General features: G+C 41.1%; 24 protein-coding genes. 15 read left to right on the plus strand and 9 right to left on the minus strand.

Translation table 11 applies throughout. The annotated features are described in order from the left end of the window. Window positions 1-68: 68 nt before the first annotated feature. Complete coding sequence (locus V7K31_RS18520; RefSeq protein ID WP_335095911.1) at window positions 69-899, plus strand: inositol monophosphatase family protein; 831 nt, start codon at window positions 69-71, stop codon at window positions 897-899. Window positions 900-1249: 350 nt separating this feature from the next. Further along, window positions 1250-1789 carry a hypothetical protein gene (locus tag V7K31_RS18525; protein ID WP_335095913.1) on the plus strand — a complete coding sequence of 180 codons (540 nt, stop codon included), beginning with the start codon at window positions 1250-1252 and terminating at the stop codon, window positions 1787-1789. A gap of 68 nt (window positions 1790-1857) precedes the next feature. On the opposite strand, the gene V7K31_RS18530 is transcribed toward V7K31_RS18525, so the two are convergent. The 3 genes from V7K31_RS18530 to V7K31_RS18540 form a co-directional block, all read right to left on the minus strand. Next, entirely contained in the window at window positions 1858-2217 is a 360-nt protein-coding gene (locus V7K31_RS18530; RefSeq protein ID WP_335095915.1) for a cupin domain-containing protein, read from the minus strand. 475 nt (window positions 2218-2692) lie between these two features. Then, window positions 2693-3340 carry a pentapeptide repeat-containing protein gene (locus V7K31_RS18535; protein WP_335095917.1) on the minus strand — a complete coding sequence of 216 codons (648 nt, stop codon included), beginning with the start codon at window positions 3338-3340 and terminating at the stop codon, window positions 2693-2695. Window positions 3341-3434: 94 nt separating this feature from the next. Next, a complete protein-coding gene (locus V7K31_RS18540; RefSeq protein ID WP_335095920.1) occupies window positions 3435-3929 on the minus strand; it encodes a hypothetical protein in 495 nt (164 codons plus the stop codon). A gap of 1062 nt (window positions 3930-4991) precedes the next feature. Here V7K31_RS18540 and aroF point away from each other — a divergent pair. From aroF to V7K31_RS18570, 6 genes are all read left to right on the plus strand, one after another. Then, window positions 4992-5864 (plus strand): 3-deoxy-7-phosphoheptulonate synthase, encoded by an 873-nt coding sequence (gene aroF / locus V7K31_RS18545; RefSeq protein WP_335095921.1) that lies wholly within the window; start codon window positions 4992-4994, stop codon window positions 5862-5864. 864 nt (window positions 5865-6728) lie between these two features. Next, complete coding sequence (locus tag V7K31_RS18550) at window positions 6729-7352, plus strand: Uma2 family endonuclease (protein WP_335095923.1); 624 nt, start codon at window positions 6729-6731, stop codon at window positions 7350-7352. Between the two features lie 75 nt (window positions 7353-7427). Continuing rightward, window positions 7428-8372, plus strand: coding sequence for a fatty acid desaturase family protein (locus V7K31_RS18555; protein WP_335095926.1), 945 nt, complete (start codon window positions 7428-7430; stop codon window positions 8370-8372). A gap of 155 nt (window positions 8373-8527) precedes the next feature. After that, window positions 8528-9775, plus strand: coding sequence for a bifunctional sterol desaturase/short chain dehydrogenase (locus V7K31_RS18560; RefSeq protein ID WP_335095928.1), 1248 nt, complete (start codon window positions 8528-8530; stop codon window positions 9773-9775). A gap of 166 nt (window positions 9776-9941) precedes the next feature. After that, window positions 9942-10463, plus strand: coding sequence for a DUF937 domain-containing protein (locus V7K31_RS18565; protein WP_335095931.1), 522 nt, complete (start codon window positions 9942-9944; stop codon window positions 10461-10463). A gap of 114 nt (window positions 10464-10577) precedes the next feature. Further along, entirely contained in the window at window positions 10578-11132 is a 555-nt protein-coding gene (locus V7K31_RS18570) for a pyridoxamine 5'-phosphate oxidase family protein (RefSeq protein WP_335095932.1), read from the plus strand. Between the two features lie 180 nt (window positions 11133-11312). On the opposite strand, the gene V7K31_RS18575 is transcribed toward V7K31_RS18570, so the two are convergent. The 4 genes from V7K31_RS18575 to V7K31_RS18590 all read right to left on the minus strand — a co-directional run bounded on the left by V7K31_RS18575 (window position 11313) and on the right by V7K31_RS18590 (window position 12568). Beyond that, a complete protein-coding gene (locus tag V7K31_RS18575) occupies window positions 11313-11489 on the minus strand; it encodes a hypothetical protein (protein ID WP_335095933.1) in 177 nt (58 codons plus the stop codon). Window positions 11490-11628: 139 nt separating this feature from the next. Beyond that, window positions 11629-12045 (minus strand): alternative ribosome rescue aminoacyl-tRNA hydrolase ArfB, encoded by a 417-nt coding sequence (gene arfB / locus V7K31_RS18580; RefSeq protein WP_335095936.1) that lies wholly within the window; start codon window positions 12043-12045, stop codon window positions 11629-11631. Window positions 12046-12092: 47 nt separating this feature from the next. Further along, complete coding sequence (locus V7K31_RS18585; RefSeq protein WP_334829755.1) at window positions 12093-12347, minus strand: RNA-binding S4 domain-containing protein; 255 nt, start codon at window positions 12345-12347, stop codon at window positions 12093-12095. Window positions 12348-12412: 65 nt separating this feature from the next. Continuing rightward, window positions 12413-12568, minus strand: a complete 156-nt coding sequence (locus V7K31_RS18590) for a helix-turn-helix domain-containing protein (protein WP_335095938.1) — start codon at window positions 12566-12568, stop codon at window positions 12413-12415. Window positions 12569-12791: 223 nt separating this feature from the next. Between V7K31_RS18590 and V7K31_RS18595 the strand changes: the two genes are divergently transcribed. The 5 genes from V7K31_RS18595 (at window position 12792) to V7K31_RS18615 (ending at window position 19823) form a co-directional block, all read left to right on the plus strand. Then, window positions 12792-13208, plus strand: a complete 417-nt coding sequence (locus V7K31_RS18595) for a tetratricopeptide repeat protein (RefSeq protein ID WP_335095940.1) — start codon at window positions 12792-12794, stop codon at window positions 13206-13208. A 389-nt stretch (window positions 13209-13597) separates the two neighbouring features. Continuing rightward, complete coding sequence (gene dpdE / locus V7K31_RS18600; protein WP_335095941.1) at window positions 13598-16909, plus strand: protein DpdE; 3312 nt, start codon at window positions 13598-13600, stop codon at window positions 16907-16909. A 215-nt stretch (window positions 16910-17124) separates the two neighbouring features. After that, window positions 17125-18642 (plus strand): GNAT family N-acetyltransferase, encoded by a 1518-nt coding sequence (locus V7K31_RS18605; protein ID WP_335095944.1) that lies wholly within the window; start codon window positions 17125-17127, stop codon window positions 18640-18642. Continuing rightward, a complete protein-coding gene (locus V7K31_RS18610; protein ID WP_334941183.1) occupies window positions 18632-19132 on the plus strand; it encodes a DUF3850 domain-containing protein in 501 nt (166 codons plus the stop codon). Before V7K31_RS18605 ends, V7K31_RS18610 begins: the two co-directional genes overlap by 11 nt. 139 nt (window positions 19133-19271) lie before the next feature. Continuing rightward, window positions 19272-19823 carry an ATP-binding protein gene (locus V7K31_RS18615; protein WP_335095945.1) on the plus strand — a complete coding sequence of 184 codons (552 nt, stop codon included), beginning with the start codon at window positions 19272-19274 and terminating at the stop codon, window positions 19821-19823. Window positions 19824-19911: 88 nt separating this feature from the next. Here V7K31_RS18615 and V7K31_RS18620 read toward each other — a convergent pair whose 3' ends face one another. Both V7K31_RS18620 and V7K31_RS18625 read right to left on the minus strand, forming a co-directional pair. Next, on the minus strand, window positions 19912-20388 hold the full coding sequence (locus V7K31_RS18620; protein ID WP_335095947.1) for a GNAT family N-acetyltransferase: 477 nt from the start codon (window positions 20386-20388) through the stop codon (window positions 19912-19914). Between the two features lie 354 nt (window positions 20389-20742). After that, window positions 20743-20970, minus strand: a complete 228-nt coding sequence (locus V7K31_RS18625) for a hypothetical protein (RefSeq protein WP_335095949.1) — start codon at window positions 20968-20970, stop codon at window positions 20743-20745. 743 nt (window positions 20971-21713) lie between these two features. Here V7K31_RS18625 and V7K31_RS18630 point away from each other — a divergent pair. Together V7K31_RS18630 and V7K31_RS18635 are read left to right on the plus strand one after the other, a co-directional pair. Then, the gene (locus V7K31_RS18630) at window positions 21714-22805 is read left to right on the plus strand and encodes a DUF4350 domain-containing protein (RefSeq protein ID WP_335095952.1); all 1092 of its coding nucleotides are present in this window, start codon (window positions 21714-21716) and stop codon (window positions 22803-22805) included. A gap of 57 nt (window positions 22806-22862) precedes the next feature. Continuing rightward, window positions 22863-23813 (plus strand): AAA family ATPase, encoded by a 951-nt coding sequence (locus V7K31_RS18635; RefSeq protein ID WP_334829748.1) that lies wholly within the window; start codon window positions 22863-22865, stop codon window positions 23811-23813. Window positions 23814-23925 lie beyond the last annotated feature (112 nt).

Here is a 23925-nt window from a genome sequence, read left to right on the forward strand (position 1 = left end):
TAGAAACTTAACTCAACCCGAATCTACCTAATCTTGGCTCAGAAAAGCCTTTGCGCGAGAATTAACCAATGAATGATTTTTGGACAACAATTCTTGATTTTGCCCAAGCTACCACTACCAGAGTCGGCAAGCAGCTAATACAAGATTTTGGGCAAGTACAGGCTTTGCAAAAAGCTGATGGTAGTTTGGTGACGCAAGCAGATAAATGGGCAGATCAGGAAATTCGGGATGCCATCGCTTCTAGTTTCTCTGGTTACGGCATTTTGAGCGAAGAAAGCGAACAGTCATTTCCCGGTACTGAGTGGTGCTGGGTAATTGATCCTCTGGACGGTACAACCAACTTCACACGCGGCATTCCCATCTGGACAATATCTCTGGGTTTATTGTATAAAGGTACACCCATATTTGGTTATGTTTACGCACCAATATTGAATCAAGCTTTTCATGGTTTCTGGGCAGGTTCATCTGGATTAACACCGCCAACAGGAGCATTTCTCAATCACCACCCCATCCACACCAGTGTAGATAATCCCAGCAACAATCACTTTTTTAACCTCTGTTCCCGTAGCACCGCAGTCATCCAAAACGGCTTTCCCTGCAAAATTCGGATGTTGGGTGTGGCTAGCTATAACTTTTTGATGGTTGCCACTGGGGCTACTCTCGGTGGTATTGAGGCGACACCAAAAGTTTGGGACTTAGCGGGGGCTTGGGTAATTGTCCAAGCAGCTGGCGGTGTTTGGCGATCGCTCAAGTCAGAACCGTTTCCGTTATCATCAGGAGAAGATTATAGCGATCGCTCTTTTCCCACCCTTGTTGTCAGTCGTCCAGAATTAGTTCCGGTATTTCAACCTTTTCTGGATGACTATACAGAACTCAACTGTGACATGACTCCGACGTGAAGGTACGGAGATTCTAAGAATCACTTCAAAGATTTTTTAGTTACTCCCTTACGGGATTTCTACTTTGACCTAGACCGGAGGCGGAGCGTCTCCGGCTTTGCTGAGATATCTCAGTACAAGAGCAAACCGTCTGCATAGGCGTTTTGGATTCCCGACTGTCCATCGGTACTAATTAGTATCTTAACATATTCGTGGCAAATCCAATGCTGGTAAATATAAAGCATTGCGTGAAGCACGGGGTTTTAAACCCAACTTTTCGATAAATAAAGCTAGGATAATCGGAGCATTCTGATAATTTAAGTAGGATTGTAGCTTCTATTACACTGCTTAATATAGTATAAATAATTTTTATGCTGTCTAATCTAGATTTAATTCGAGAGTTTGTGCAAAACTCTATCCAGAAAAAAGAAATTTTGTTGTCAAATCATTCTTTGACAGCGCAAACAGTGTATGGTATCAACCAACTAACAGCGAAATCTGAAGGTATAATTGCCACCGCCCAACTATCTAACACCCTATCTGAATTCTTGATTTCTCCAAAATCATCCCAGTGGGAATTGATAAATGAGGCATTAGCACAATCTAGTTATCTTCTCAAAGGAGAAGTAGATAGTCGGGGTTTCTATCAGTATCAATACTGCGAAATTCCCAAAGGCTATGAGATGCACTGTACTAAATCTGTACTTCTATGGCGAGCTTGGTGGAAATATCGCAAGTATGCTTCGAGACTAGGAATTCCCTTGGAACTTTTGATTAGAAAACGAGAATCATGGTATCCAATTAGAGATTTAATTATTAGCGACGGACTTCTTTATATCAAAACATTAGGAAGCGAGATAGCACTTGACTCAGATGACTTGGTTACTTGGTTAAACAAAATTGACGCCTGAAAGTGAGTAATCGTTGAAAAATGCTGAGTTTTTTTCGCTTACTTTGAGACTATGACTGTAAGTGGTTTTTAATAAACTGTTTGATCTTCTTTACGCCATGCTGGATCAACAATACAAATAAATACCAGAGGTTCGATGCCAGAGTTAGAAATAAATTGACGCGTATTAGGAGGAATATACACAGCGTCTCCCGGCTGAACTATCTGGGTTTGATCATCAATGTGTATTTCTCCCGTGCCAGTGAGAATATAATAGACTTCTGAGGTAGCGAGCGAGTGGGGTTGAGAGGTTTTTCCTGCTGGCAGTGTTGCATGAGCCAAACTATAGCGCAATGACAGAGGTTGCTTATCTGGATGTAGCAGTTCTCGCAGGATGGTGCTATCTCCGGCGATGAATTCTGGACAGTCTTGAAGTTTTTGAACTAGCATCAATCAATTTTTGGTTTGAGGTTTTGAATCTCACTATAGAAGTATAAGCCCATAAGCAATGCTCTGCCTCTATCATCTGTTGTATCCAAACGAAAACTGCTACAGCAGAATTCAGAATTAAGGAGTCAGAATTCAGAATTGAATTCTGAATGAAAAACTGGGTGAATCATGGTAAGCGAGCAAGCGACTTCAGTCGTGCAGGAGAAAAAAAGAATTAAAGAGCTTGAAACCCCTGACTTCAGACATGGGGTATTCTGACGCCTCGGCGGAGCTTTCCTTGCTCCGCTCCTGAATTCTGACTTCTGACTCCTTTTGATAAAACTCTTATTTCACAAGCATTCTAAAGATGAGCGATTTAGATCAAGACAAAACACTCATTGACAGAATATTGACTATGACTAGGTTTTAGTATTTTGCGAAATATTAAGTCGCACATCGGGTTATATTGCTTTCTCAAACACTGTTTAACTCTGTGTTATTGGAAAATTGCCCCATCAGGCATAATTGCCCCAGCTAAGTTAGCACCAATTAGTTTAACCAGAAGGCGATCGCCAGAGCGAATCCGCGCTCCTGTCAAATCGGCTCCTCGCAAGTCTGTTCCACTGAGATCCGCTCCAATCAAATTAGCACCACGTAAATTCGCCTCCCTGAGATCCGCTAAAAGTAGGTTTGCCCGAAATAAATTTGCTTCAGATAAATTCGCCCCTCTGAGGTTGACTTTGTGCATAAAAGTATCGCTGAGATTAGCACCACTCAAATTGGCATAACTCAGATTTCTGCCAGATAAGTCTTTATTGCTCAAATTGGCCCGACTATAGTCTTTGCCACTCAAGTCTGAATTTGGCTTTGCTGATTGCTGGGTTGTTTGAGATGGTTTTTCTTCTTGAGGTGGCGGTGAGTTGAGTGTGGTTTGATGTTTGGTTTTTAGAGAGCGCAATTTTTCACGAGCTTCATTTATGGCTTTCAGCTTGTCTTGTGCTTTCTGCTGTAAACGGAGATTGTCTTTGGGAATGCGATCGGGATGCCAAACAAAAACTAAATCTTTGTAAGCCTGGTTCACTTCCTCAAGTGTTGCCCCAGGCTCTAATTCCAAAACTCTATAGTACTGCTCCAGATCGCTCATACGATATTTTGGTGGACAATCAACTTAATTATCAGTGATGGAGCCGTCTTTTCGCTGGATCTTTTGTCACTTTTCCTGCTCAAGAACTGCTGCCTTATCTTCCTATCTCCCCATTTCTCCATCGAGCGATCGCTCTCAAATATGCTCCAACTGGAATTTGATAGACTTCAATAAAAATCCAAACAATAATTGCTAAATGTGATAAAAAAGTTAATATCGTCCAAATATATGGCATCCAGGTAATGGGTTCCTTGAGATTAGCAGGAAAATAGTAAGCTACTATGCCAATTAGAGTAGTGGGAAGAATTATAAAAACTGCTGCTGCTAGTCCATAACCCCAACCTAATTCCACACCTTCCAACTGGCCTTCTGTCCAACTAAAACCATTCCAACGCCAACTTAAGGGTGGTTGCCTAGAAGGCATCTTGATTTGCTCTAATTCTAGGTTGACTGTAAAAATCTCGTGGCAAAAGTCACAAGCCATAGCTTCCATCAATGGCATATGAGAAATCTTACCGATCCGACAGACTGGGCAGGGGTAAACTCCATAATAGTCCAAAGATTGGGCTAAGATTTTGGAACTGGGCATAATGAAACTGATGATCCTAAAAAGTTGATCTGGTCAATGAGATTTGGGTAAGAATAATATATGGCGATCGGCAATTGTCTGCAATCAGTTTTCGCAAGGTGAGGTGACAAGTCAGGAGAATTATAATTTTAACTTCTCAATGCTGGCTTTTTGAACTTCTCAGGGACGGAAGTCACCGCTTACAGTTTTCTCTGATTACCTTGAGTTAGCTGTATTCTATTCATTAAAGAATGGTCATATTTTGAATTTTTAGATTTTTCATAATTGATTTTTGAGGATTTACACTATCCATTAGTCATGACACAACAATATTTGTTAACTTATATAACTATGGTGATATCTAATGACAAGTCACTTTCTTCGTCTAGGCAAACAACTAACTAGTACTTCAGCACACAATCAGAACAAGGCGTGATTTTGAATTGGGCCAAGCGTTACTACTACTTTGTCAAGCTAGTAATGAAGAGTTTGTAGTCAGGACTTTAGTGCTTACTACGAACTTGCTTAACCATCAATTTAAACTTGACAGAGTACTAGTCTTGACTCCCACAGTTGTAATGAGTCTATCGCTTTTTTATCGTTTGTGGGGGTCTTGACACCGCCTACTCTTCCTGTTTATATTACATAATATCGGTATATTTCTTAAGTTTTCCAGCAAAATCTCCGCAAATGCTTAACACAAATTCCTACTTTTATTTTTGGTTTAGGGTGGTTCACTGGGGATGAATCGAGTTTCCTAACGGAAACCGCCCGGTGAACCGCAGAGCCAACTCTGCGGTTTTTGTTTTTTTAAGGAGAATTTCATGGTCATGACTTATTTCAGTAGCTGGTTTTATGGCTTTTACTTTTGGCCTAGAGTAAGTTCCGGGTAAATAGCGTCATGCCAATGAATCAGAACGCGCCCGGAACTCTTCAAAGGTTCCGGGCTTTTTTGTTGCCAGTGGGGAGTGGGGAAGGAAGAATTTTAGATTTTAGATTGAAATTTAATCCAAAATTTAAAATCCAAAATCCAAAATTGAATTGCCCAATGTCCAATACTTAATTTTTTAGGAGAATAAAACCATGATTAATGCCAAACTTGCTGCACAATCTCATCCGAACCACCAGACAATCGTTAAACTTTCAGAAAAAGTCGCTTTTGGGGGCGAAGAACTGGTAATTATTGGTGGACCTTGCACCGTTGAAAGCTTAGAACAAATGGAGATAGTCGCCCAAAAGCTATCTACTGCATCCGTTCAGGGGTTACGTGGCGGTGTCTACAAACCCCGCACTTCTCCCTACGCGTTTCAAGGTATGGGAGAGTCAGGATTGAAGATTTTGGCTAAGGTGCGATCGCATTACAATATGCCAGTTGTCACTGAGGTGATGTCAATTTCCCAAATTGAAGTAGTCGCCGCCCACGCTGATATGCTTCAGGTTGGTAGCCGCAATATGCAAAACTTTGATTTGCTGAAAGCTTTGGGACAAGCTGGTAAACCAATACTGCTCAAGCGTGGTTTAGCAGCGACAATTGAAGAATTCGTCATGGCTGCTGAATATATCCTCAGCCACGGTAATCCTGATGTGGTGTTGTGCGAAAGAGGTATCCGCAGCTTCGATAATTACACCCGTAATGTCCTGGATTTAGGGGCAGTGGCAGCACTTAAACAAATAACTCATCTGCCTGTGATTGTAGATCCTTCCCATGCCGTCGGGAAACGGGAACTAGTGGCACCTCTGGCGAGGGCGGCGATCGCTTGCGGTGCAGATGGATTAATTATTGAATGTCACCCAGAACCAGAAAAATCTGTTTCTGATGCCCGTCAAGCACTTTCTTTAGAAGATATGGTGCATTTAGTTGAGAGTTTAAAGCCTGTAGCCCTAGCCGTTGGGCGCAGTATATCAGAAGCGATCGGGGCGGGTTTGTCACCTGCCCCGATTTTTTGTGCTGCTTAAATTTCAGTTGAGAGCGTAGTTTACCGCCGTAAGCATCGCTTAAATCTCTGAGTCAAAAGATTTATAGCGGTTCTCACTTGAGTGAGGTACAAGAACCCCACCCCCAACCCCCTCCCCGCAAGCGAAGAGGGGGCTATGATGTACTTCATGTCATTAGGAAACGCTATATTTTGGCTTAAGGACAAACTGCGATCGCTTTTACGAATACCTCCAGCTATTTAATAGTCGTAGCTTTCTTCAAGGCAGAAGCTGCTACAGATTGCGCGAAACACTTAAACGTCAAGGCAGAAGTTACTACAGGGAAGGCGGAAGCTGCTACAGACTACGCCAAACACCTAAACGTCAAGGCTGAAGTTACTACAGGGAAGACGGAAGCTGCTACAGACTACGCCAAACACCTAAACGTCAAGGCGGAAGCTGCTACAGACTACGCGAAACACTTAAACGTCAAGGCTGAAGTTACTACAGGGAAGGCAGAAGCTGCTACAGACTACGCCAAACACCTAAACGTCAAGGCAGAGGTTAATTTTTAATCACTAACTCTTGACTCCTTTCATTTTAGTTTCCCATAATTGCGATCGCCTGGGTTGGGTGCTTGGTGCGATCGCAAATTCCCAATCTCCAAACATCGAAGAGCCGTAGTGTGACACTTGAGAATGAAGGAAGTAAAATATTCCGTACAAGAGCTAGGTTAATGAGTATCAAAGGTGGATTCATCCAGTTTAAAGACTCGTTAACGGAGTTCAAAGGCTGAACAAGCCTTAGAATTGCAATACGCTTAAAATAAGTCTTTTTTCTCCCTCCGCTTCCCCTAACTCCTGCCTCCTTCATGCTCATATCAGTGTTGCTTAGAGAAATAAAGCCATGACTCAAGCTTTACGCAAACTAGTTACATTCGATGAATTTGTTACTCAGTACCCAGACAACCCACAAAGACATTATGAACTCCATGATGGAGTAATTGTTGAGATAGCACAACCAACAGGCGACCATGAAGAGGTTACAGGATTTTTGGTCAGAAAACTGAGTGTCGAATTTGACCGCTTAAATCTTCCCTATCTCATCCCCAAAACAGTATTCGTCAAACCACTTGAAAACGAATCAGCTTATTCACCAGATGTGCTTATACTAAATCAGCCTAATTTAATAAATGAACTTCTATGGAAAAAAGCATCTACTGTAAGTCAAGCCGCATCCATTCCTTTAGTGGTAAAGATAGTGAGTACTAATTGGCGTGATGATTACCACAAAAAATACGCTGACTATGAACAAATGGGAATTCCCGAATACTGGATTGTGGACTATGCCGCATTGGGCGGTAGGGAATTCATTGGTAAGCCAAAACAACCTACTATCTTGGTTTGCTGTTTGGAGGAAGATGAGTATCTAATTAATAAATTTCGAGGTAATGACCGCATCGAATCACCAACTTTCCCAGAGTTTAATTTAACCGCAGAACAAATTTTTCGCGCTGGTGTGGTCAGCTAATACCATTTTAAATTTTGGATTATCAAAGAAATAAATTTATACTTAATTTCAGCAACACTATCTAGAATTTCAATTATGTCTGACGCAATTATTCAATCTGAATTATTGGATGGCAAAGCTGATAACGAGCAAAACCTCTGTCAGATTCTCAGTGTACAGGAGTTAAGTCTTCTAAACGATCGCTCCAACAGCAAAGGGCTAGTTCAACTGGCTTTTCATCTCACTGTTATGGTTTGCAGTGGCTACTTGTGGGCAACGAATTTTGGTAATTGGTCGGTGGCTATACCAGCACTGGTAATCTACGGCTTCAGTCTGGCTTCGATGTTTGCACCGATGCATGAATGCGTTCACAGAACAGCTTTCGCTAACAATCGGTTGAATGATGCTGTAGCTTGGTTTTCCGGCTTGCTCTCATTTTACAACAGCACGTTTTTTCGTCGTTATCATAAGTGGCATCATCGCTACACTCGCGTTCCTGACAAAGATCCGGAACTAACTGATCTCAAACCGAGCAACCTGGGTAAATACTTGTTGATCATTAGCGGTTTACTGTGGTGGTGGGGTAAAATAGATGGGCATTTTCAGGTTGCAACTGGTCAATTTGATGATTTTCCATTTGTGCCAGAAGCAGCACGAGCCGAAGTTATTCGTTCTACACGTTGGCAGTTAAGTATTTATGCTGGTGCGATCGCTCTCTCAATTTTAGTTGGTCAGCCTTGGTTTTTACTCTATTGGCTGCTCCCCCTGTTTGTCGGTCAGCCGATTCTCCGGTTTATTCTGCTAGCAGAACATACAGGTTGCACTCTCGATGCCAATCTGCTTACAAACACGCGCACAACCCTAACCCTCTGGCCTGCACGATTTTTCATGTGGAATATGCCATTTCATGCAGAGCATCATTTGTATGCATCAATTCCGTTCCACGCCCTACCAAAAGCACATCAGCATTTGAGCAAACATCTTACCCGCATTGAATCTGGTTATCTGAAAGTCAACTGGCATATCATAACTAATTCGTAATTGGGTATTGGGCATTGGGCATTGGGCATTGGGCATTGGGCATTGGGCATTGGGCATTGGGCATTGGGCATTGGGCATTGGTTATTCTAGACTCGACCTTAACGCACCTTTATTAGATCATAAAGAATGATTAAGAAAAACGAGTATAGACAAAGATGATAAAAATGCTAGCTGAAAACTTAATGGGAATTGAGACAAGATTACAAATTAATTGGGTTTGGCTAAATGCCAGCTTACAGTTTGCTAGTTGGGGACTTATTTCACTTTTACTTGCTGAGATATTGAGAGACAGTTACCATGCTTTGTGTCACCAAGTCAATTGGCTTGCTAAATGGCACAACAAGCACCACATGGCCTATCGCCGCGATTTATCAATAGTTTCCCTGAAAGTTTATCAAGAATCCCAACTCTATCACGACATTTTAGAGTCGAGTCTACTGCTGGTGGTATTGGTAGTCATTGCCTTAATTGTCCAGCAAATGGGGTTATGGCTGGGAGTAGCTTATGCTTGCACCTTCTTATATGGCGCGTCTATACGGTATTTCCAGGGAAAAATTGATACCGACTATAACCACCTACCCGGACCTTTAGAAACAATTCCATCCATTTGGTGGGTGAATCGGTCTTACCATTGGCGGCATCATTTTGATGATGTCAACGCTTACTACAGTGGTGTCTTTCCCTTGGTGGATAAAATTCTTGGCACAGGACTATCTCTCAAGGGTAAAACCGTGGCTTTAACCGGAGCGTCAGGAGCGCTGGGACAAGCGTTAGCGGCTGAACTTGTAAAAAATAATGCTAAAGTCGTGGGATTAACTACTAATCCAGAAAAATTAGTAGAGCAAGTTGGGGTGAAAGTGGTTCCCTGGCAGTTGGGCAATGAAGCCAATCTGAGGGATAGTTTAGAGAAAGTAGATATTTTAATTATCAACCACGGAGTCAATGTCTATACCAGCCGCACACCGGAGGCTATCAACTCCTCCTATGAGGTGAATACCTTTTCAGCATTGCGGTTGATGGATATATTTTTGACAACTGTAACCGGACCACAAGCAAAAGCAACTAAAGAAATCTGGGTGAATACTTCTGAGGCTGAGGTGTCTCCAGCGCTGAGTCCGCTTTATGAACTCAGCAAACGAGCGCTAGGGGATATTGTTACCCTGAAGCGATTAGACGGGGATTGTGTAATTCGCAAGTTAATTCTTGGGCCATTTAAGAGTCAATTGAATCCCTATGGAGTGATGTCTGCACAGCAAGTTGCTCGTGGGATCTTATTTTGGGCACGGCGCGACTTCCGAAATATTATTGTGACAATAAATCCTCTTACCTATCTGCTGTTTCCCTTAAAGGAAACTAGTACATGGCTATACTATCGAGTTTTTAGCCGAACAGCGAAAAGATAAGATGCGTTATGGTACTGGTTTGGGGCTAGCGACGCCGAATAGCCCGCCGTAGCGATCGCATATCAGATTGTGGTAGAAAAACATCAGGGTAAAATTACTTGCCAATCTGAGTTAAATCCAGGTACGTTTTGGCAAGCTTTTTGAGAATAAAGAGAGAAACAAACTTATGGGACTTTTCGATCAAATTCTTGGTGCGATCGCTAATCCTAATCAACAGGGTAGCTTAGGTCAACTGGGAAGTATTGTTAACACTGTACAGCAGTTGAGCGAGCGCACAGGCACAGATCCGTCAACCATCCAATCAGTTTTGTCAATAGTGGGTGGTCAAGTGCGTTCTGCTTTACAAGACAAGCAAGCCACAGATGGTAATGAAGCCACACAAACTCTAGTGAATCAATATGCTGGTACTTCACCTAACCCCGAAGCCGTCGATTCGCTGTTTTCTCCTGAGATACAACAGCAGGTAGCTGAAATTGCTGCCCAGCGAACTGGGTTGGATGCTGGTATAGTTCAACAATTGCTCCCTTCAGCAATACCTTTGGTACTACATTTTTTACAATCAGGTGCAAATACTCAGAATCCTCAAGGTGGCCCAAATCCGGTACTGAATTCCTTCTTGGATGCTGACGGCGATGGTAATGTCGATATCGCTGATGCCATCCAGATGGCTAGTCGGTATATGAGATAGTAACAGTTCCTAACTCCTTCCTGTAGAGACGCGATTAATCGCGTCTCTACTCCTAATTTTTGTACAGACGCGATTAATCGCGTCTCCCCACTCCCCATATAAATCAGACAGTCTATGTCTAAATTTTTTGACTCTATTACTGAGGAGATGCAAGACTTAATTGCAGCCCAACACCTTTTCTTTGTTGGCTCTGCACCCTTGAGTCCTATGGGTCATGTTAACGTGTCTCCTAAAGGTCTAAGCTGCTTTCGCATCCTTTCTCCCCACCGAGTAGCTTACGTAGACCTTACAGGCAGTGGTAACGAAACCTCAGCCCATTTGCAAGAAAACGGGCGGATAACCTTTATGTTTTGCGCCTTTGAGGAACCCGCGTGTATCCTGCGTCTTTACGGTCAAGGAAGCACGATTTTACCGAGTTCTCCAGATTGGGACTCTCTGTACTCTCTGTTTTTGCCAATGCCTGGAACTCGTCAAATTATCGTCGCCGACATTGAAAAAATACAGATTTCCTGTGGTTTTGGTGTACCACTCTATGAATATCGAGGTCAGCGCCAGACTTTAGTAAACTGGGCTAGTAAAAAAGGCGAAGAGGGAGTTCGGGAATATCAACAGCAAAAAAATCTTGTTAGCATTGACGGTTTAGCAACACCACTCAGTAAATTATCTTAAATTTGACTCATGGATTATTTTATTCGTCCACTCACACACTCATTTTTCCTTAGTACGCGTAGGCAGACTTTGTTTGTGTAGCCGCGTTCGCGTCAGCGTGCCGGAGGCTCTATTCCATTCGCCAAGGCTTAAGTTGACACTCATGAGCATTGCTGTGCCCCTACGAGAAATTTATATATATCAGGGTTTGTGTGAAATGGTGTCACGACCAATTATTGCTTGGAACAAGTTTCCTAGTAAAGAGAAAAATGCCGAAACTAACACTAATAGCATTAAACTAGCAAGGGCAGCAAAGGGAGAGATGATGAATAAGAGTAACAGGGCAAACATCAAAATCGTTAGTAAAGTCTTATTCATCTTTTTTCACCTTTAAGAGTTGCTATTCTCAAGCTAACCAACTAAGTCATGAACTTGATCACACTCCATAGAAGGAATTAGTCTTACTTCTCTGGTTAGATTTTGCAACAAAATTGAGTACCAAAGTTTAATTTCTAAATCAACTATCTGTCACCTGCCCTCTGTTAGACTTAACCTGTCCGCGCTTACTTTTATAGTCAAGCCGCTTTCTTTGAGAACTACGAGTCGGTTTAGTAGGTTTGCGTTTTCTCGTCACCATAACTGCGCTTTGAATGAGTTCTTGAAGTCGTCTCAACGCTGACTCCCGATTGTTCTCTTGGCTTCGGTGTTCCTGTGCTTTGATTACCACAACTCCTTCTTGGGTGATGCGTCGATCATTCAGCTTTAAAAGCTGTTGTTTGTAATAATCTGGTAATGATGAAGCCACAATATCGAAGCGCAAGTGAATCGCAGTGGAAACCTTATTCACATTTTGGCCTCCCGCTCCTTGCGAACGAATCGCACTAATTTCAATATCACTCTGTGGAATAATAACTTTGTTGGAAATTTGCAGCATTACTCACAAGGCAAAAGAGGAACTTTGAAATTTGAGATAAAAATCCTTTACTCGGTTTGTTCAGGAAAATCTATTACTACATCTTGGTCTTCATTGTTGTTCAAATCCACCTCTAAAGTCTGTCCTTCTATTGTCACTTTATCACCCGGTACTAGTCGCCGCCCTCGTCGGGTTTCCAGCATACCGTTTACTTGGACATCGCCACCTTGAATCATCAGCTTGGCTTGCCCTCCAGTTGGCACTATACCCATCAACTTTAAAAATTGATTTAACTTAATTGTGTTGTCTCTAATTTTCTTCATAGTAAATAAAACTACATCACCTTAATTGTATCGTGGCGTTATCAAGGTAAAGATAAGATATTTCTTCAAATTTCTACCCAATAATTAAAGGCATCATTCGCTTTCGTTTTGGAAACGTCAAAGAGTAAGCCTAATATTTCAAAAATTGGTTTTTGTCGAAGATAAACTAGGCATAGGCATACCCCCTCTTTCCGAGATAGATCATAACAATATGTAAACATTTTTTGCAAATACTTGACATAAAGAAAAATTACGGCAAGCCGTACTAAAAACAGTCGAACATACCGTATGTGTGTTCGTGTCGTGTTTTGCTGATGGGAGAATTGCTTCTGGCAATTGAAGGAGCATTGGTCAAGGCTTTTACCCAATCCGATGTGAATATGTTGCTTCTATGCCCGCAGGTTGGTTATTAGTAATACACTCAATAAACTCAAGGCTGCACTAATGATAAACATAAACGTATATTCGGTAGCGCTGGCGATCGCACCGCTAAGAACCGAAGCAGCGATCGCTAATATTATCAATCCAAATGACTACAGAGCTTACTATAATCGGGGTTGTGCTTGTGGTATAAGTGGCGATAACTCTTGTGCCATTCGGGATTTTACTGAATCACTCAAACTGAACCCAACCAATGCTCAGGCTTATCTTAATCGGGGTATAGCCTACCATCAACTTGGTCACCAACAAGCGGCGATCGCAGACTTACAAAAAGCGGTTAAATACTTTGCCCAACAGGAAGAAACTACAACCTATGAAAAAAATTTCTTGTTACTGAAAAATTTACAGCAACAACTTTCATCCTTATCAGAAATTGCCCTGATTTCAAAATGGCAGCTTTTTCCAATCTCAACAAATTGATGAATTTTAGCGAGGAAAATCTACTGCTATTCAAAAAATTTTAAATTAATGTAAATAGTTGGTAGATTCGGTCGTAACTTTTTATAATGCCGAGCGTCATGTACCCAGTACAAAGCTATGTCTGAGAGTATTGCTGTACCCGTAGGGCGTCGTCTATTTACCTGAAAATTGCTGATTTTACTAATTGGCTGTGGTGGAGCGACGCCGAATAGCCCGCACTTCTCTACGAGACGCTACGCTCACCAGCCGCTCAGTGACCATCGTAGAAATCGCAATGACAAAACTGTAATACCAGTTTATTATCTATAATGTTGATCTACAAAATTGCCAGATATGGATTAACAAACTAGTCTGGAAGGTTCTTTTAGTGTGTTCAGGGGACTGGATCTATGATTAAGCTTGGTTTATTGGTACAGTCCCAGAATAACTCTTTGGGTATCGGAAAAGTTATGGAAATATCTGATACCAATGCAAATGTTGAGTATTTCTGCTCAATCGGGCAACGTCTCCAAAAAACTTTACCTTTAAATTCGCTCTCTCAAGTCAAGCTTGAACCCCAGTCTCGATGCTATATCAAGTCCGAAAGCCAGGATAAATGGCTAGTTGGCAGAATTTTCATCTGGGATGAAGATACAGAAATGTATCAAATTGATTTACCAGATAAGAAAACTGCAATTGTTACTGAAGAAGAAATTTACGTTCGTTGCAATTTACCCAACACAGACCCCATCCAAACTCTGGCGATGAAGGGTCATGAAACGCCCTACTTCCACGACAAAAGATTGGCTTTCATGAAATCCTTGATTAAGCAACGCGCTGTCAGTCGGGGGATGACGGGACTGATTTCGGCAAATATTAATCTTTATCCTCACCAAGTTGAAGTAGTCAGGCGGGTACTAGAAGACCCAATTCAACGCTACTTGCTAGCAGATGAGGTGGGACTAGGAAAAACTATCGAAGCGGGTGCGATTCTGCGTCAGTTCCTTCTTGATGAACCAAAAAAAGGTGCGGTGGTAATAGTTCCGCAATATTTGCTCAAACAATGGCGGACTGAGTTAGAAAACAAGTTTTACATCTCCCATTTTGGCAAACGGGTAGCGGTCCTGGCGGTTGAAGATATCCATAAAATCAACCTGAAAGCGAAGATAGGCTGCTTAATTTTAGATGAAGCTCATCACATCGCAGCAATGGCAACCTCTAAGGATGCAACAGTGCGCCAGCGTTTTCAGACTTGCAAAGAACTTGCTCATAAGAGCGATCGCTTACTTTTATTATCCGCCACTCCTGTTCTCAATCATGAGCAAGATTTTCTGGCAATGTTGCACTTGCTCGACCCGACAACCTATAAACTTGATGATTTAGCAGGTTTTCGTGCCAAAGTTGAAAGCCGTCAGGAAATTGGGAAAGTTCTGCTTTCTTTTAAAGAAGGTGCGGAGCCTCTTGTTCTCAAAAGCAACTTGCAGCAATTGCGAAACCTCTTTGCTGAGGATAAGTATTTACTGAAGCTGGCGGATGATTTAGAAAATTGTTTACAAGCAAATTCTAGTAACCAAGAGCAAATCGTCCAAGGGATTCGCATCCACGTCAGCGATACCTATCGACTACATCGGCGAATGCTTCGCAACCGTCGCGCTGCGGTGGAAGATGTGATATTTGACCGCAATTTTACGCCGAAAGAAGAGTATGATTTAGACGAGCGATCGCCTGATATCCACGAACTGATTAATCAATGGCGTAGTGCTGCTCCCCAGGAATTGGAGTATCAGCGAATTTTTCTGCTGTTATTCCTAGCTGCTGGTACTTGGTTAGGCATTTTAGAGCAGGTAATTGCCGCCCGTTTAACTGGTAAACCTCATGCTAAACTCATCCAGGAGTTTAAAGAAGATGATCTTCGCCTATTAAATACAACCCCCAAATTCTCAGGGGAAGAAGAGATTCTGCAATCCTTACTAAAAGTTATTCGTCAACCTCAAGAGGACGGAGAACGGACGGAAAATTTGAAAACTGTGCTGCTGAATCAGCTAGGTACTTACTTCAAAATTCCCGCAAACATTCGGAAGAATCAAAACGAATTCCTAACGAGAATACAGCAGAGAATTCGGAGGCCAATTACTGGCGATATTCTACCCAAATTTATTGTATTTACCAGTTTTGGGCAAACTTGTGCCGAAATTGTCCGGTATTTGTCTAATACCTTTGGTGCAGAGACAGTAGGCAGCCATCAATTTGGAGAATCACCTGACAAGGTTGAGGAAGGCATAAATAGGTTCAAGAATAACCCAAACTGCTTTATTTTAGTATGCGATCGCTCTGGAGAAGAAGGACGTAACCTCCAGTTTGCCGACTGGTTAATTCATTTTGACCTTCCTTGGTCGCCTAATCAATTAGAACAGAGAATTGGCAGACTTGACCGCATTGGCAGCAAAATTGGCATCCAATCCTGTGCCTTAATTGGCCCCTATTTGCCAGATAGCCCTCACAATGCTTGGTATAAAGTATTAAAAGATGGGTTTGGTATTTTCCAACAATCAATTGCCAGTCTCCAGTTTTATGTGGATGAAAAACTTACAGAATTAGAAACAGTTTTGTTTCAATCAGGAGCGGCTGGATTGTTAGAGATGATTGAGCCAATTCAGTCGCAAATTGAAGCGGAAATAGTAAAAATTAGCGAACAAAATACTCTAGATGAAATTGACGCTAATGATGAAATTGCCACCCAGTATTTTCAAGATTTAGATAATTACGATGCTTGTCATCTAGAAATTAAGCGAGCAATTGAAGGCTGGATTTGTGACGCGCTGGGATTCAGGGGACAAAATAACCCAGATTCATCAGAGATGCGACGTTATCAACCGACGACGCGTACCTTGGTTCCCATAAATGAGTTAAAAAACCGTTTTGCTGATAGTTATCTAGACCAATTTGGTACTTATAATCGCCGGGTAGCAAATCAGAATTCTGATATTAAACTCTTTCGGATTGGGGAAGGATTTGTAGAAGCACTCTTGAACTATATAAACTGGGATGACCGAGGGGAAGCCTTTGCGATGTGGCGCACTGATGCCTCTTGGGATGCTAAAGAAGGGATGGAGTGGTTCGGTTTCCAATGCAATTATGTAGTCGAGGCAAATTTAAGAATTGCCAAACAAGTTTTACTAGATAACAAACTAGATAATTCTCAATTCAAAAACTTGCAGCGACGTGTTGATGCTCTATTTCCGCCAATTATAGAAACTATCTATGTTGATGGTCGCAACGAGCAAATACGTGTTGTTGAGGATAGAGCAATCTTAAGTATTCTGCAACGTCCATATAAAGATAAAAACAATAATCAAGGACGAGATTACAATCTAGCAAAAGAACGCTTAGGAATTATTGATGATTTTGTTGACCCTAGTAAATGGCAAAATTTTTGCTATCAAGTGCGTAACACTTCTTCGGAATTGCTCTCCAATCGTCCCGATTTTATTGAATTGTGCCAAAGTTCTGCTACTGTTGCCCAAAAGAAATTAGCCAATCGAGTAGAACAATTACGCCTACGCCTGAATCAGCAAAGTTGGGATAATGCATTAGCTGAAGAATTAAAAATAGAAACTGCTTTAAATGCAGCCATTCTAGAGGGAATTCGCCAGCCGCTTCTGAGGCTTGATTCTGTGGGTTTCATTATTGTATCTGGGCGATCGCTTGTGCAATTTGAGTAATATAGTCTCTGCAATAATACCCACGCTAACCCCGCCTGCAAAGAGGGGTTAGATGGGTTTTTATTCTCGTTATCGTTCACACTTGTGGTTAAATTAACGTAAGCAGTTGACAATTGCAGCTAAAACTCGTGAGTTAGTTATAATAGGTAGCCTAACGCCTTTGCGTATTTCTACTCAGTCAAGTAAGGCAGAATTATGTTGGTCACTCACAAAATATGGAGATTCAGATAGTTCTTTACATTTATTCATTTCCCTCGTATCTGCGGGAACAGCCACGAGTTAAAATTGGCAGAACTTCTGGGAGTATTGATGCTGATCCTAAAGAATTAGCATTGCAGCGCATACGTGGACAGATTAGAACTTCACATGCAGAAGAACCAAAATTATTGGGTGCAGTCAAAGTTCCGGGCGAGTGGGTGGAAACAACAATTCATTCCCAATTGAGAATTCAGGGATATCATATTTCAGAAGCACCTGGAATCGAGTGGTTTAGATTTCCCAATCAAAAAGAATTACAGGATTTCCTAGATAGGATTTATCGAGCTGTAATCATTGATGATTTCTCAGAATTAGGTGGGGGACGAAGAGATATTGAAGGAGACTCATTCGATTCTATCGTTTCTGCATTTGGGGTAAGAAAGCTTAATGGTAGGGAGTTTAGGCGTGAGATCGAATTAGTCAGAGTCCTTGATGATGAACTATCTCCGCTTTATCCAGGCTTTCCTGAATGGTTCGATAGAACAATGAGCAGTTCAGATGCTGTTTTTAACGTAGCTTATAGAGATAGACAAGCTATTGGAGTTGCTATTTGGAAGCCGAAAGGGAATGGAATAGCTAAACTATCAACTCTTTTTGTTACTGAGAATTATCGACGTAGTGGTATTGGAAGAAACTTAATCTTAACTTGTTTTGAGCAATGGAAATCAGAACGAATTAGAAGAGCCTTTGTTACCACAGCCAGAGTCGAACTCGTTAAATTCTTTGAACGTTATGGGTTCTGGGTAGAAGGTATAGGGCGGGAAATATACCAACGTGAAGCTCATCAACCGGAATGGTTCTTAACGAAACTATTCTTTTACGAATCTGATAAGAGTAGTTTGGACGCAATAAATAAGGCAAAGATTCTATTTCCATCAATAATATCGACTTCTTATAATCCTGCTGGTAGAGAAGAAGTTGAACAAATTCAGCTTCACGATGCAACAGTTCAGCTAAGTGCTTATAATGGTAGTTTAATTAATCAATTCCCTCTCGATTCTTGGCTAAACTTGACTTATCCAGCAGAGTCAGTCTACACTCCTAAAACAGCTTATGTTATACCAATTCGCCCTCAATTCTTGATTCAGATATTTCAAGCTGGCAAGACGGTTTACTATGGACGATGTAGTTGTAAACAAGATGACATGAGAGGATCATTAATATTGTTTTATGCCAGCCATCCTATATCTGGTATAGTAGCGATCGCCAGAATTGTTAATCGATACATTGGAACACCCACTAAACTGTATAGTGATTTCGGTATGAAGGGTGTTCTCACCTTAGAAGAGATCGGTAGTAAGGAACAAGAACGACAGGCTGTTGAGTTCGACTTCCTAATGCCACTTAGTCAAGTAGTTCATCTAAATGACTTACTCAGTAATGGTGTTCTCAATGGCCCACCACAAACAATGCACAGCCTTGGTATAGAACGTTATAGAATAGCCGTTGAACTTGGAGGTTTTTATGCAGGTTAAATACATCAAAGCTCTAAGCATAAAGCGAATTTACGCTGAACGCATTATTGATGGTACTAAAAAAATTGAGTTGCGAAAACGCTCAATTGGGATGGAATTAGGTGATCTAATTCTTTTGTACGAAACAACACCTGATTCTATTATAAGGGGAGGTTTTGTGGCGGATAAAACTATATCCTTACCTGTTTCAAAGATGTGGAGTAAGTATCGCCACATTCTGGGAGTAGACAAAGAGTTCTATGATATATATTTTAAAAATTGTGAATTTGCATACGGGACTTTTATATATCAAAGCTTTATTTTTCCTTCAATTTCTCTGGAAGAAATACACGAAAGATGCCCAAATTTCACACCACCACAAGCCACAATCAACTGGCGTAAAGATTGGTACATTCAGTCCGAATGGATTGATGCACTTAATAAAGGAAGAAATCAGTTAATGCAGGAAGGAAGACTAAGTGAACAGTTGAGTTTATTTGCATTGCAATAAATAGAGTATATTAATTTTATTCTACTTTCGGTACTAAATGAAATGATCGCGGGAGCAATTTTTTAGAGTTGACGAGTAAACAAATCGTTATTTAGATTTAAAGCTCATCATTTTTGTTATTTTTTAAGAAAGAAACAATATGGTAAAACGTAAAATAATTTTCGTCGGTGGAGTGCATGGTGTTGGTAAAACAACCCTTTGTAAAAATATAGAATTAAGATTTAATATCGAACATTTTTCAGCAAGCAATCTGATTACTAGAGAAAAGGCAGAGGAACATCTTTGTAACAAACAAGTTGAGAATATTGCCGAAAATCAAGACATTTTAGTAAAAGCAATAAACAAGTATTTAAAAAATGACAAAACATATTTAATTGATGGGCATTTTTGCCTCTTAAACAAGGATAATGAAATCACTAAAATTCCATACTCCACATATGAAGGCATTTTTCCTAGTGCTATTATTGTTTTGGTTGAGGAACCTGAAAATATTTATACTCGTTTAAGCTCAAGAGACAGTATTAAACATGATCTAGCTCTGCTACGCTCTTTTCAAGAACAAGAAATTTATTATGCTGAGTACATCAAGGACAAATTAAACATTCCCTATCTAATATGTAATGCTACTAAGAGCGATGACAAAATATATACTTTTATTGAAGGTTTAGTGGCTCAAGCAGTATCGGAATGAGAATTTCCTCAGCCTTAGCATAATGAAACGTTCAAATCGCCTTGTTTGAATAGGAGCGATGGCGATCGCTTGTGCAATTTGAGTAATATTATGTGCGGTTAAATAGCCTTTTCGTCATAAATACGCTATTCGGGTTATCAATGTAGTCAGCGAAGGGGCCGCAATACTCGAACCCGTACCGTGTGTACAAGGCTCGTGCTAAGGCGAACTCTGGAATTGCCCCTGTTTCCAAATTCAGGCGATCATAACCACGCTGTTCAGCTTCTTTGATGATGTGTTCCAGAATCTTCGAGGCGACACCCCTACGACGATGAGCCTTAGCGGTACGCATTGATTTGACTTCACCACTTTTTGAAGAAAGTTCTTTCAATGCCCCGCATCCGAGTAATTCATCCCCCTCCCAAGCCGAAAATAAAATAATATTGGGTGAGCGCAATGCCTCTAAATCATAAGCATGAACGCTTCCAGGCGGGGTAATCTCATGCATACTTTGGAGATGTTCCTGTATAAAATCAGCGATCTTTTTACCTGTCAGGTCATCTTGGCGAATTTGCAATCGACTCATCTCCTTAATTTGCTAGAGAATTCTACTCGCTTAGGGGTATAGAGAATCTCGCGTCTGAGACGAAAGTTTTTATTGCGATAAGGTTATGTCTAGGTAATGTAATACATTTTCGAGTTCTGTCAATTGAACGTTGCGGTCGAATAGGAGCGATCGCGGTAGAAGAGGCTTGATAATTAACCATTCGGCATCGCTTAAACCACTTCGGTATAGTTTGCAATGCGGATTCAAGGGTCGCGGGTAGACGGCTCATCGACAACAAAATAACTATACTCGATTTAGCCTATAACGTGAGTAAAGCTAGATTTAGTTCTGTTTAGATTTTCTTTACGAATCAGATATCAGGACAGGTTATGACTATTCTCCACGCATTAATAAACGGTAAAGAAGCATTTGGCTAAGTTCATTCTGTTTATCCATTTCCAGAAGGATTATATCTCCATTTTTGAAAATAACTTGAAAGTATTTAGCATCAAGGTAATCGTCATTGTTTTTACCTTCATCCGCTACTTTTGTTTCCTGGATTTCTTTATACTTTAGGTAATATATATTGTCTTCTACGTCTATAACGTTAAATACTATCATCGTCCTTGATTGCTTTTAAGTTAAAGGTTACAACCTTGAGAATAAGTCGTAGAGTAACTCTAAGTCTGTACCCATTTGTTCAAAAGTAAATAACTTCTGGTGATGCAGAATTAGAACTTTTCACAATTTTTACTGGAGTTGAGAAAATTCTCCAGGCAAGAAATAGCTCAAATACCTTTACAGTAAGCGTTGTAAGGGCTTTTATTTAGAGTCAATCACTCTCTTTGTTTTAAGTTTTGGATGATGATTTTTTAACAAGCGCTCAAGAAATGGACTTCCAGAAAATAAAATAGACAAATATTTGACTGGTTTCAACTTTTAAAACATCCTCTAAGATAAATAGACCACGCGGTAGGGGCACAGCATTGCTCATTGGTATCAACTTAAGCCCAAACCCTTTTCAAACCTAATTTCCAGCCAGAGACTGAAAATGTTGCTTATTGGGCTGCTGCCGCAAGTAAACGTAAGAGCGTCTTCAAAGAAGATATGGATGCTACTCAACTAGCTGTGTTGATTATCATTGGTAGTCCTATTCCGAAAGGAACTTGTTCGATAGCTGTTATTACACAGATTCAGCAAGGTGGTTTACCACCGTAAGATGTCATAGATTGCAGTCACATATAGAGAGCGCGTAGGGCTGGGAAACTGAGATAAAATTAATTATATTTTTGACTTTACCTGAAAAATAAGTAAGTATTAACACTAGTGATACTGAAACCAAGTGATTATACTAAAAGTCGAAAATGAAACGTTCAAATCGCCTTGCTTGGATAGGAGCGATCGCACTAGCAGCGATCGTTTTACTTAGTTTGATCGCGGCTCCCAATAATACTAAACTTAACACTGGCTCTACTTATAATCGTGCCTCTGATGGCTATGGTGCTTGGTATGCTTTTATGCAACAGCAGGGAATTTCTATCAAGCGCTGGCAAAAGCCTTTTAGTGATATTCAAGAAAATAGCCCACTCACCATCCTACAGGTAGGCGGCTATCCAAGGGAGACGACACTGGATAGTCAAGAGCGTGAATGGGTAGAAAAAGGGAATACTTTGATAATTTTGGGTGCAGGGGCGCGGGTTACAGAAGCAGAGTTTAGCACTATGCAGAAATCTCCCCAAGGTGATATCAAAATTGATACACGTAGACGATATCAGAAAGCTAACTCCAAGCAAGTTGATTTAGGCGATCGCTTTGGTGCTGTTGTCTGGGAAGAAAATTACAAAAAGGGAAAGGTGATTTTTTCTACCACTCCTTATTTAGCCGCCAACGCCTACCAAGATTATTTAAGTAATTTCAAGTATCTAGCGAGCTTAGTAACGCAAAAAGGTAACACAGTATTTGTGGATGAATACATCCACGGCTATAAAGATGCCGATGTCAGGAAGAAAGAAAGCGAAGGAGATTTATCTAGCTTTTTTATAAAAACTCCCTTATTTCCAATATTAGTGCAAGTAGGTATCCTACTATTGGTGCTAATTTGGGCGCAGAATCGCCGCTTTGGTAAGCCAGTAGCTTTAGATACACCAGTTGTAGATAACAGCGAGGCATACATCCAAGCTTTAGCCGGAGTCTTGCAGAAAGCTGATACCACCGACTTTGTTTTACAGATGGTGGGTAAACAAGAACAACTACAACTCCAAAAAGCCTTGGGATTAGGGCAAGTACTTTTAGAACGTCAAGCCTTGATCAATTTCTGGATAGAAAAAACAGGTGCAAGTGCAGCAGAACTAGATGCAGTTTTAAAGCTACAATCTCGCAAAGAACCCATCAGTGAACGAGAGCTGTTAAGCTGGTTGGGGAAATGGCGAAGCATCAGGCTAATTCGTAATTCGTAATTAATTTTTTGGAATTAAGCATAATATTTCTGCGTTAGTTATTTATCAATAAAAAATATGAGCGAAACCCATTCTATCTTAATTCGCCTTGGTCAAGGTCTTAATCAAGTAGTTGTCGGACAATCTAGCCTAATACAACAACTTTTAGTGGCCCTGTTAGCGGGTGGACACGTAATTTTGGAAGGAGTACCGGGAACTGGGAAAACTCTCCTAGTAAAAGTGTTGGCGCAGTTAATCAAAGGGGAGTTTCGCCGGATTCAACTAACACCAGATGTTTTACCTTCAGATATTACTGGCACAAATATTTTTGACTTGAATAGCCGCAATTTCACTTTGAAAAAAGGGCCAATATTTACCGAAGTGCTGCTAGCAGACGAAATCAATCGTACTCCTCCCAAGACACAAGCGGCGCTACTGGAAGCGATGGAAGAGATGCAGGTAACGCTGGATGGTGAAAGTTTGCCCTTACCAGATTTATTTTGGGTGATTGCAACTCAAAATCCCCTGGAATTTGAGGGGACTTATCCCTTACCAGAGGCGCAGTTGGACAGATTTTTATTTAAGCTGGTGGTAGATTACCCCGATCAAGCTGCTGAAAAGCAAATGTTACTCAATCGTCAGGCGGGTTTTGCAGCACGGCGTTTGGATATTAGCCGTTTAAAACCAATAGCAACAGTCGCCGAGATTTTGCAAGCACGAGAAGCAGTCAAAGAAGTTAAAGTATCAGAAGCGATCGTTGATTATTTGTTGGCGTTGGTGAGAACATCGCGTCAATATCCTGATTTAACTTTGGGCGCATCGCCTCGCGCCGCCGGTGCTTGGTTGCAGACATCTCAAGCCCTAGCGTGGTTAGCTGCAAGAGATTTTGTCACGCCAGATGATGTGAAAGCAGTTGCATCGCCACTGCTACGTCATCGCCTCATTTTGAAACCAGAAGCAATGTTGGATGGTTTACAAATGGATGCGGTAATTGCGTCGGTAATTAATCAAGTACCAGTTCCCAGGTGAAAAAATTCTTTGTAAGGCTATACGAGTAAAGTTCGCGCCCAGAGTTGTCTTGTCGGGCTAAAAGACAAATGGGTGCGGCTTAACTGAGATAGTTGCCTACTTCTACTTTTGC

The sequence above is a fragment of the Nostoc sp. genome (assembly GCF_036917675.1).
GTDB lineage: Bacteria > Cyanobacteriota > Cyanobacteriia > Cyanobacteriales > Nostocaceae > Nostoc.

Coding starts and splice junctions, on each gene's coding strand:
- V7K31_RS18520 (WP_335095911.1), top strand. CDS start 69: ATGAATGATTTTTGGACAACAATTCTTGATTTTGCCCAAGCTACCACT.
- V7K31_RS18525 (WP_335095913.1), top strand. CDS start 1,250: ATGCTGTCTAATCTAGATTTAATTCGAGAGTTTGTGCAAAACTCTATC.
- V7K31_RS18530 (WP_335095915.1), bottom strand. CDS start 2,217: ATGCTAGTTCAAAAACTTCAAGACTGTCCAGAATTCATCGCCGGAGAT.
- V7K31_RS18535 (WP_335095917.1), bottom strand. CDS start 3,340: ATGAGCGATCTGGAGCAGTACTATAGAGTTTTGGAATTAGAGCCTGGG.
- V7K31_RS18540 (WP_335095920.1), bottom strand. CDS start 3,929: ATGCCCAGTTCCAAAATCTTAGCCCAATCTTTGGACTATTATGGAGTT.
- aroF (WP_335095921.1), top strand. CDS start 4,992: ATGATTAATGCCAAACTTGCTGCACAATCTCATCCGAACCACCAGACA.
- V7K31_RS18550 (WP_335095923.1), top strand. CDS start 6,729: ATGACTCAAGCTTTACGCAAACTAGTTACATTCGATGAATTTGTTACT.
- V7K31_RS18555 (WP_335095926.1), top strand. CDS start 7,428: ATGTCTGACGCAATTATTCAATCTGAATTATTGGATGGCAAAGCTGAT.
- V7K31_RS18560 (WP_335095928.1), top strand. CDS start 8,528: ATGATAAAAATGCTAGCTGAAAACTTAATGGGAATTGAGACAAGATTA.
- V7K31_RS18565 (WP_335095931.1), top strand. CDS start 9,942: ATGGGACTTTTCGATCAAATTCTTGGTGCGATCGCTAATCCTAATCAA.
- V7K31_RS18570 (WP_335095932.1), top strand. CDS start 10,578: ATGTCTAAATTTTTTGACTCTATTACTGAGGAGATGCAAGACTTAATT.
- V7K31_RS18575 (WP_335095933.1), bottom strand. CDS start 11,489: ATGAATAAGACTTTACTAACGATTTTGATGTTTGCCCTGTTACTCTTA.
- arfB (WP_335095936.1), bottom strand. CDS start 12,045: ATGCTGCAAATTTCCAACAAAGTTATTATTCCACAGAGTGATATTGAA.
- V7K31_RS18585 (WP_334829755.1), bottom strand. CDS start 12,347: ATGAAGAAAATTAGAGACAACACAATTAAGTTAAATCAATTTTTAAAG.
- V7K31_RS18590 (WP_335095938.1), bottom strand. CDS start 12,568: ATGTTTACATATTGTTATGATCTATCTCGGAAAGAGGGGGTATGCCTA.
- V7K31_RS18595 (WP_335095940.1), top strand. CDS start 12,792: ATGATAAACATAAACGTATATTCGGTAGCGCTGGCGATCGCACCGCTA.
- dpdE (WP_335095941.1), top strand. CDS start 13,598: ATGATTAAGCTTGGTTTATTGGTACAGTCCCAGAATAACTCTTTGGGT.
- V7K31_RS18605 (WP_335095944.1), top strand. CDS start 17,125: ATGGAGATTCAGATAGTTCTTTACATTTATTCATTTCCCTCGTATCTG.
- V7K31_RS18610 (WP_334941183.1), top strand. CDS start 18,632: ATGCAGGTTAAATACATCAAAGCTCTAAGCATAAAGCGAATTTACGCT.
- V7K31_RS18615 (WP_335095945.1), top strand. CDS start 19,272: ATGGTAAAACGTAAAATAATTTTCGTCGGTGGAGTGCATGGTGTTGGT.
- V7K31_RS18620 (WP_335095947.1), bottom strand. CDS start 20,388: ATGAGTCGATTGCAAATTCGCCAAGATGACCTGACAGGTAAAAAGATC.
- V7K31_RS18625 (WP_335095949.1), bottom strand. CDS start 20,970: ATGATAGTATTTAACGTTATAGACGTAGAAGACAATATATATTACCTA.
- V7K31_RS18630 (WP_335095952.1), top strand. CDS start 21,714: ATGAAACGTTCAAATCGCCTTGCTTGGATAGGAGCGATCGCACTAGCA.
- V7K31_RS18635 (WP_334829748.1), top strand. CDS start 22,863: ATGAGCGAAACCCATTCTATCTTAATTCGCCTTGGTCAAGGTCTTAAT.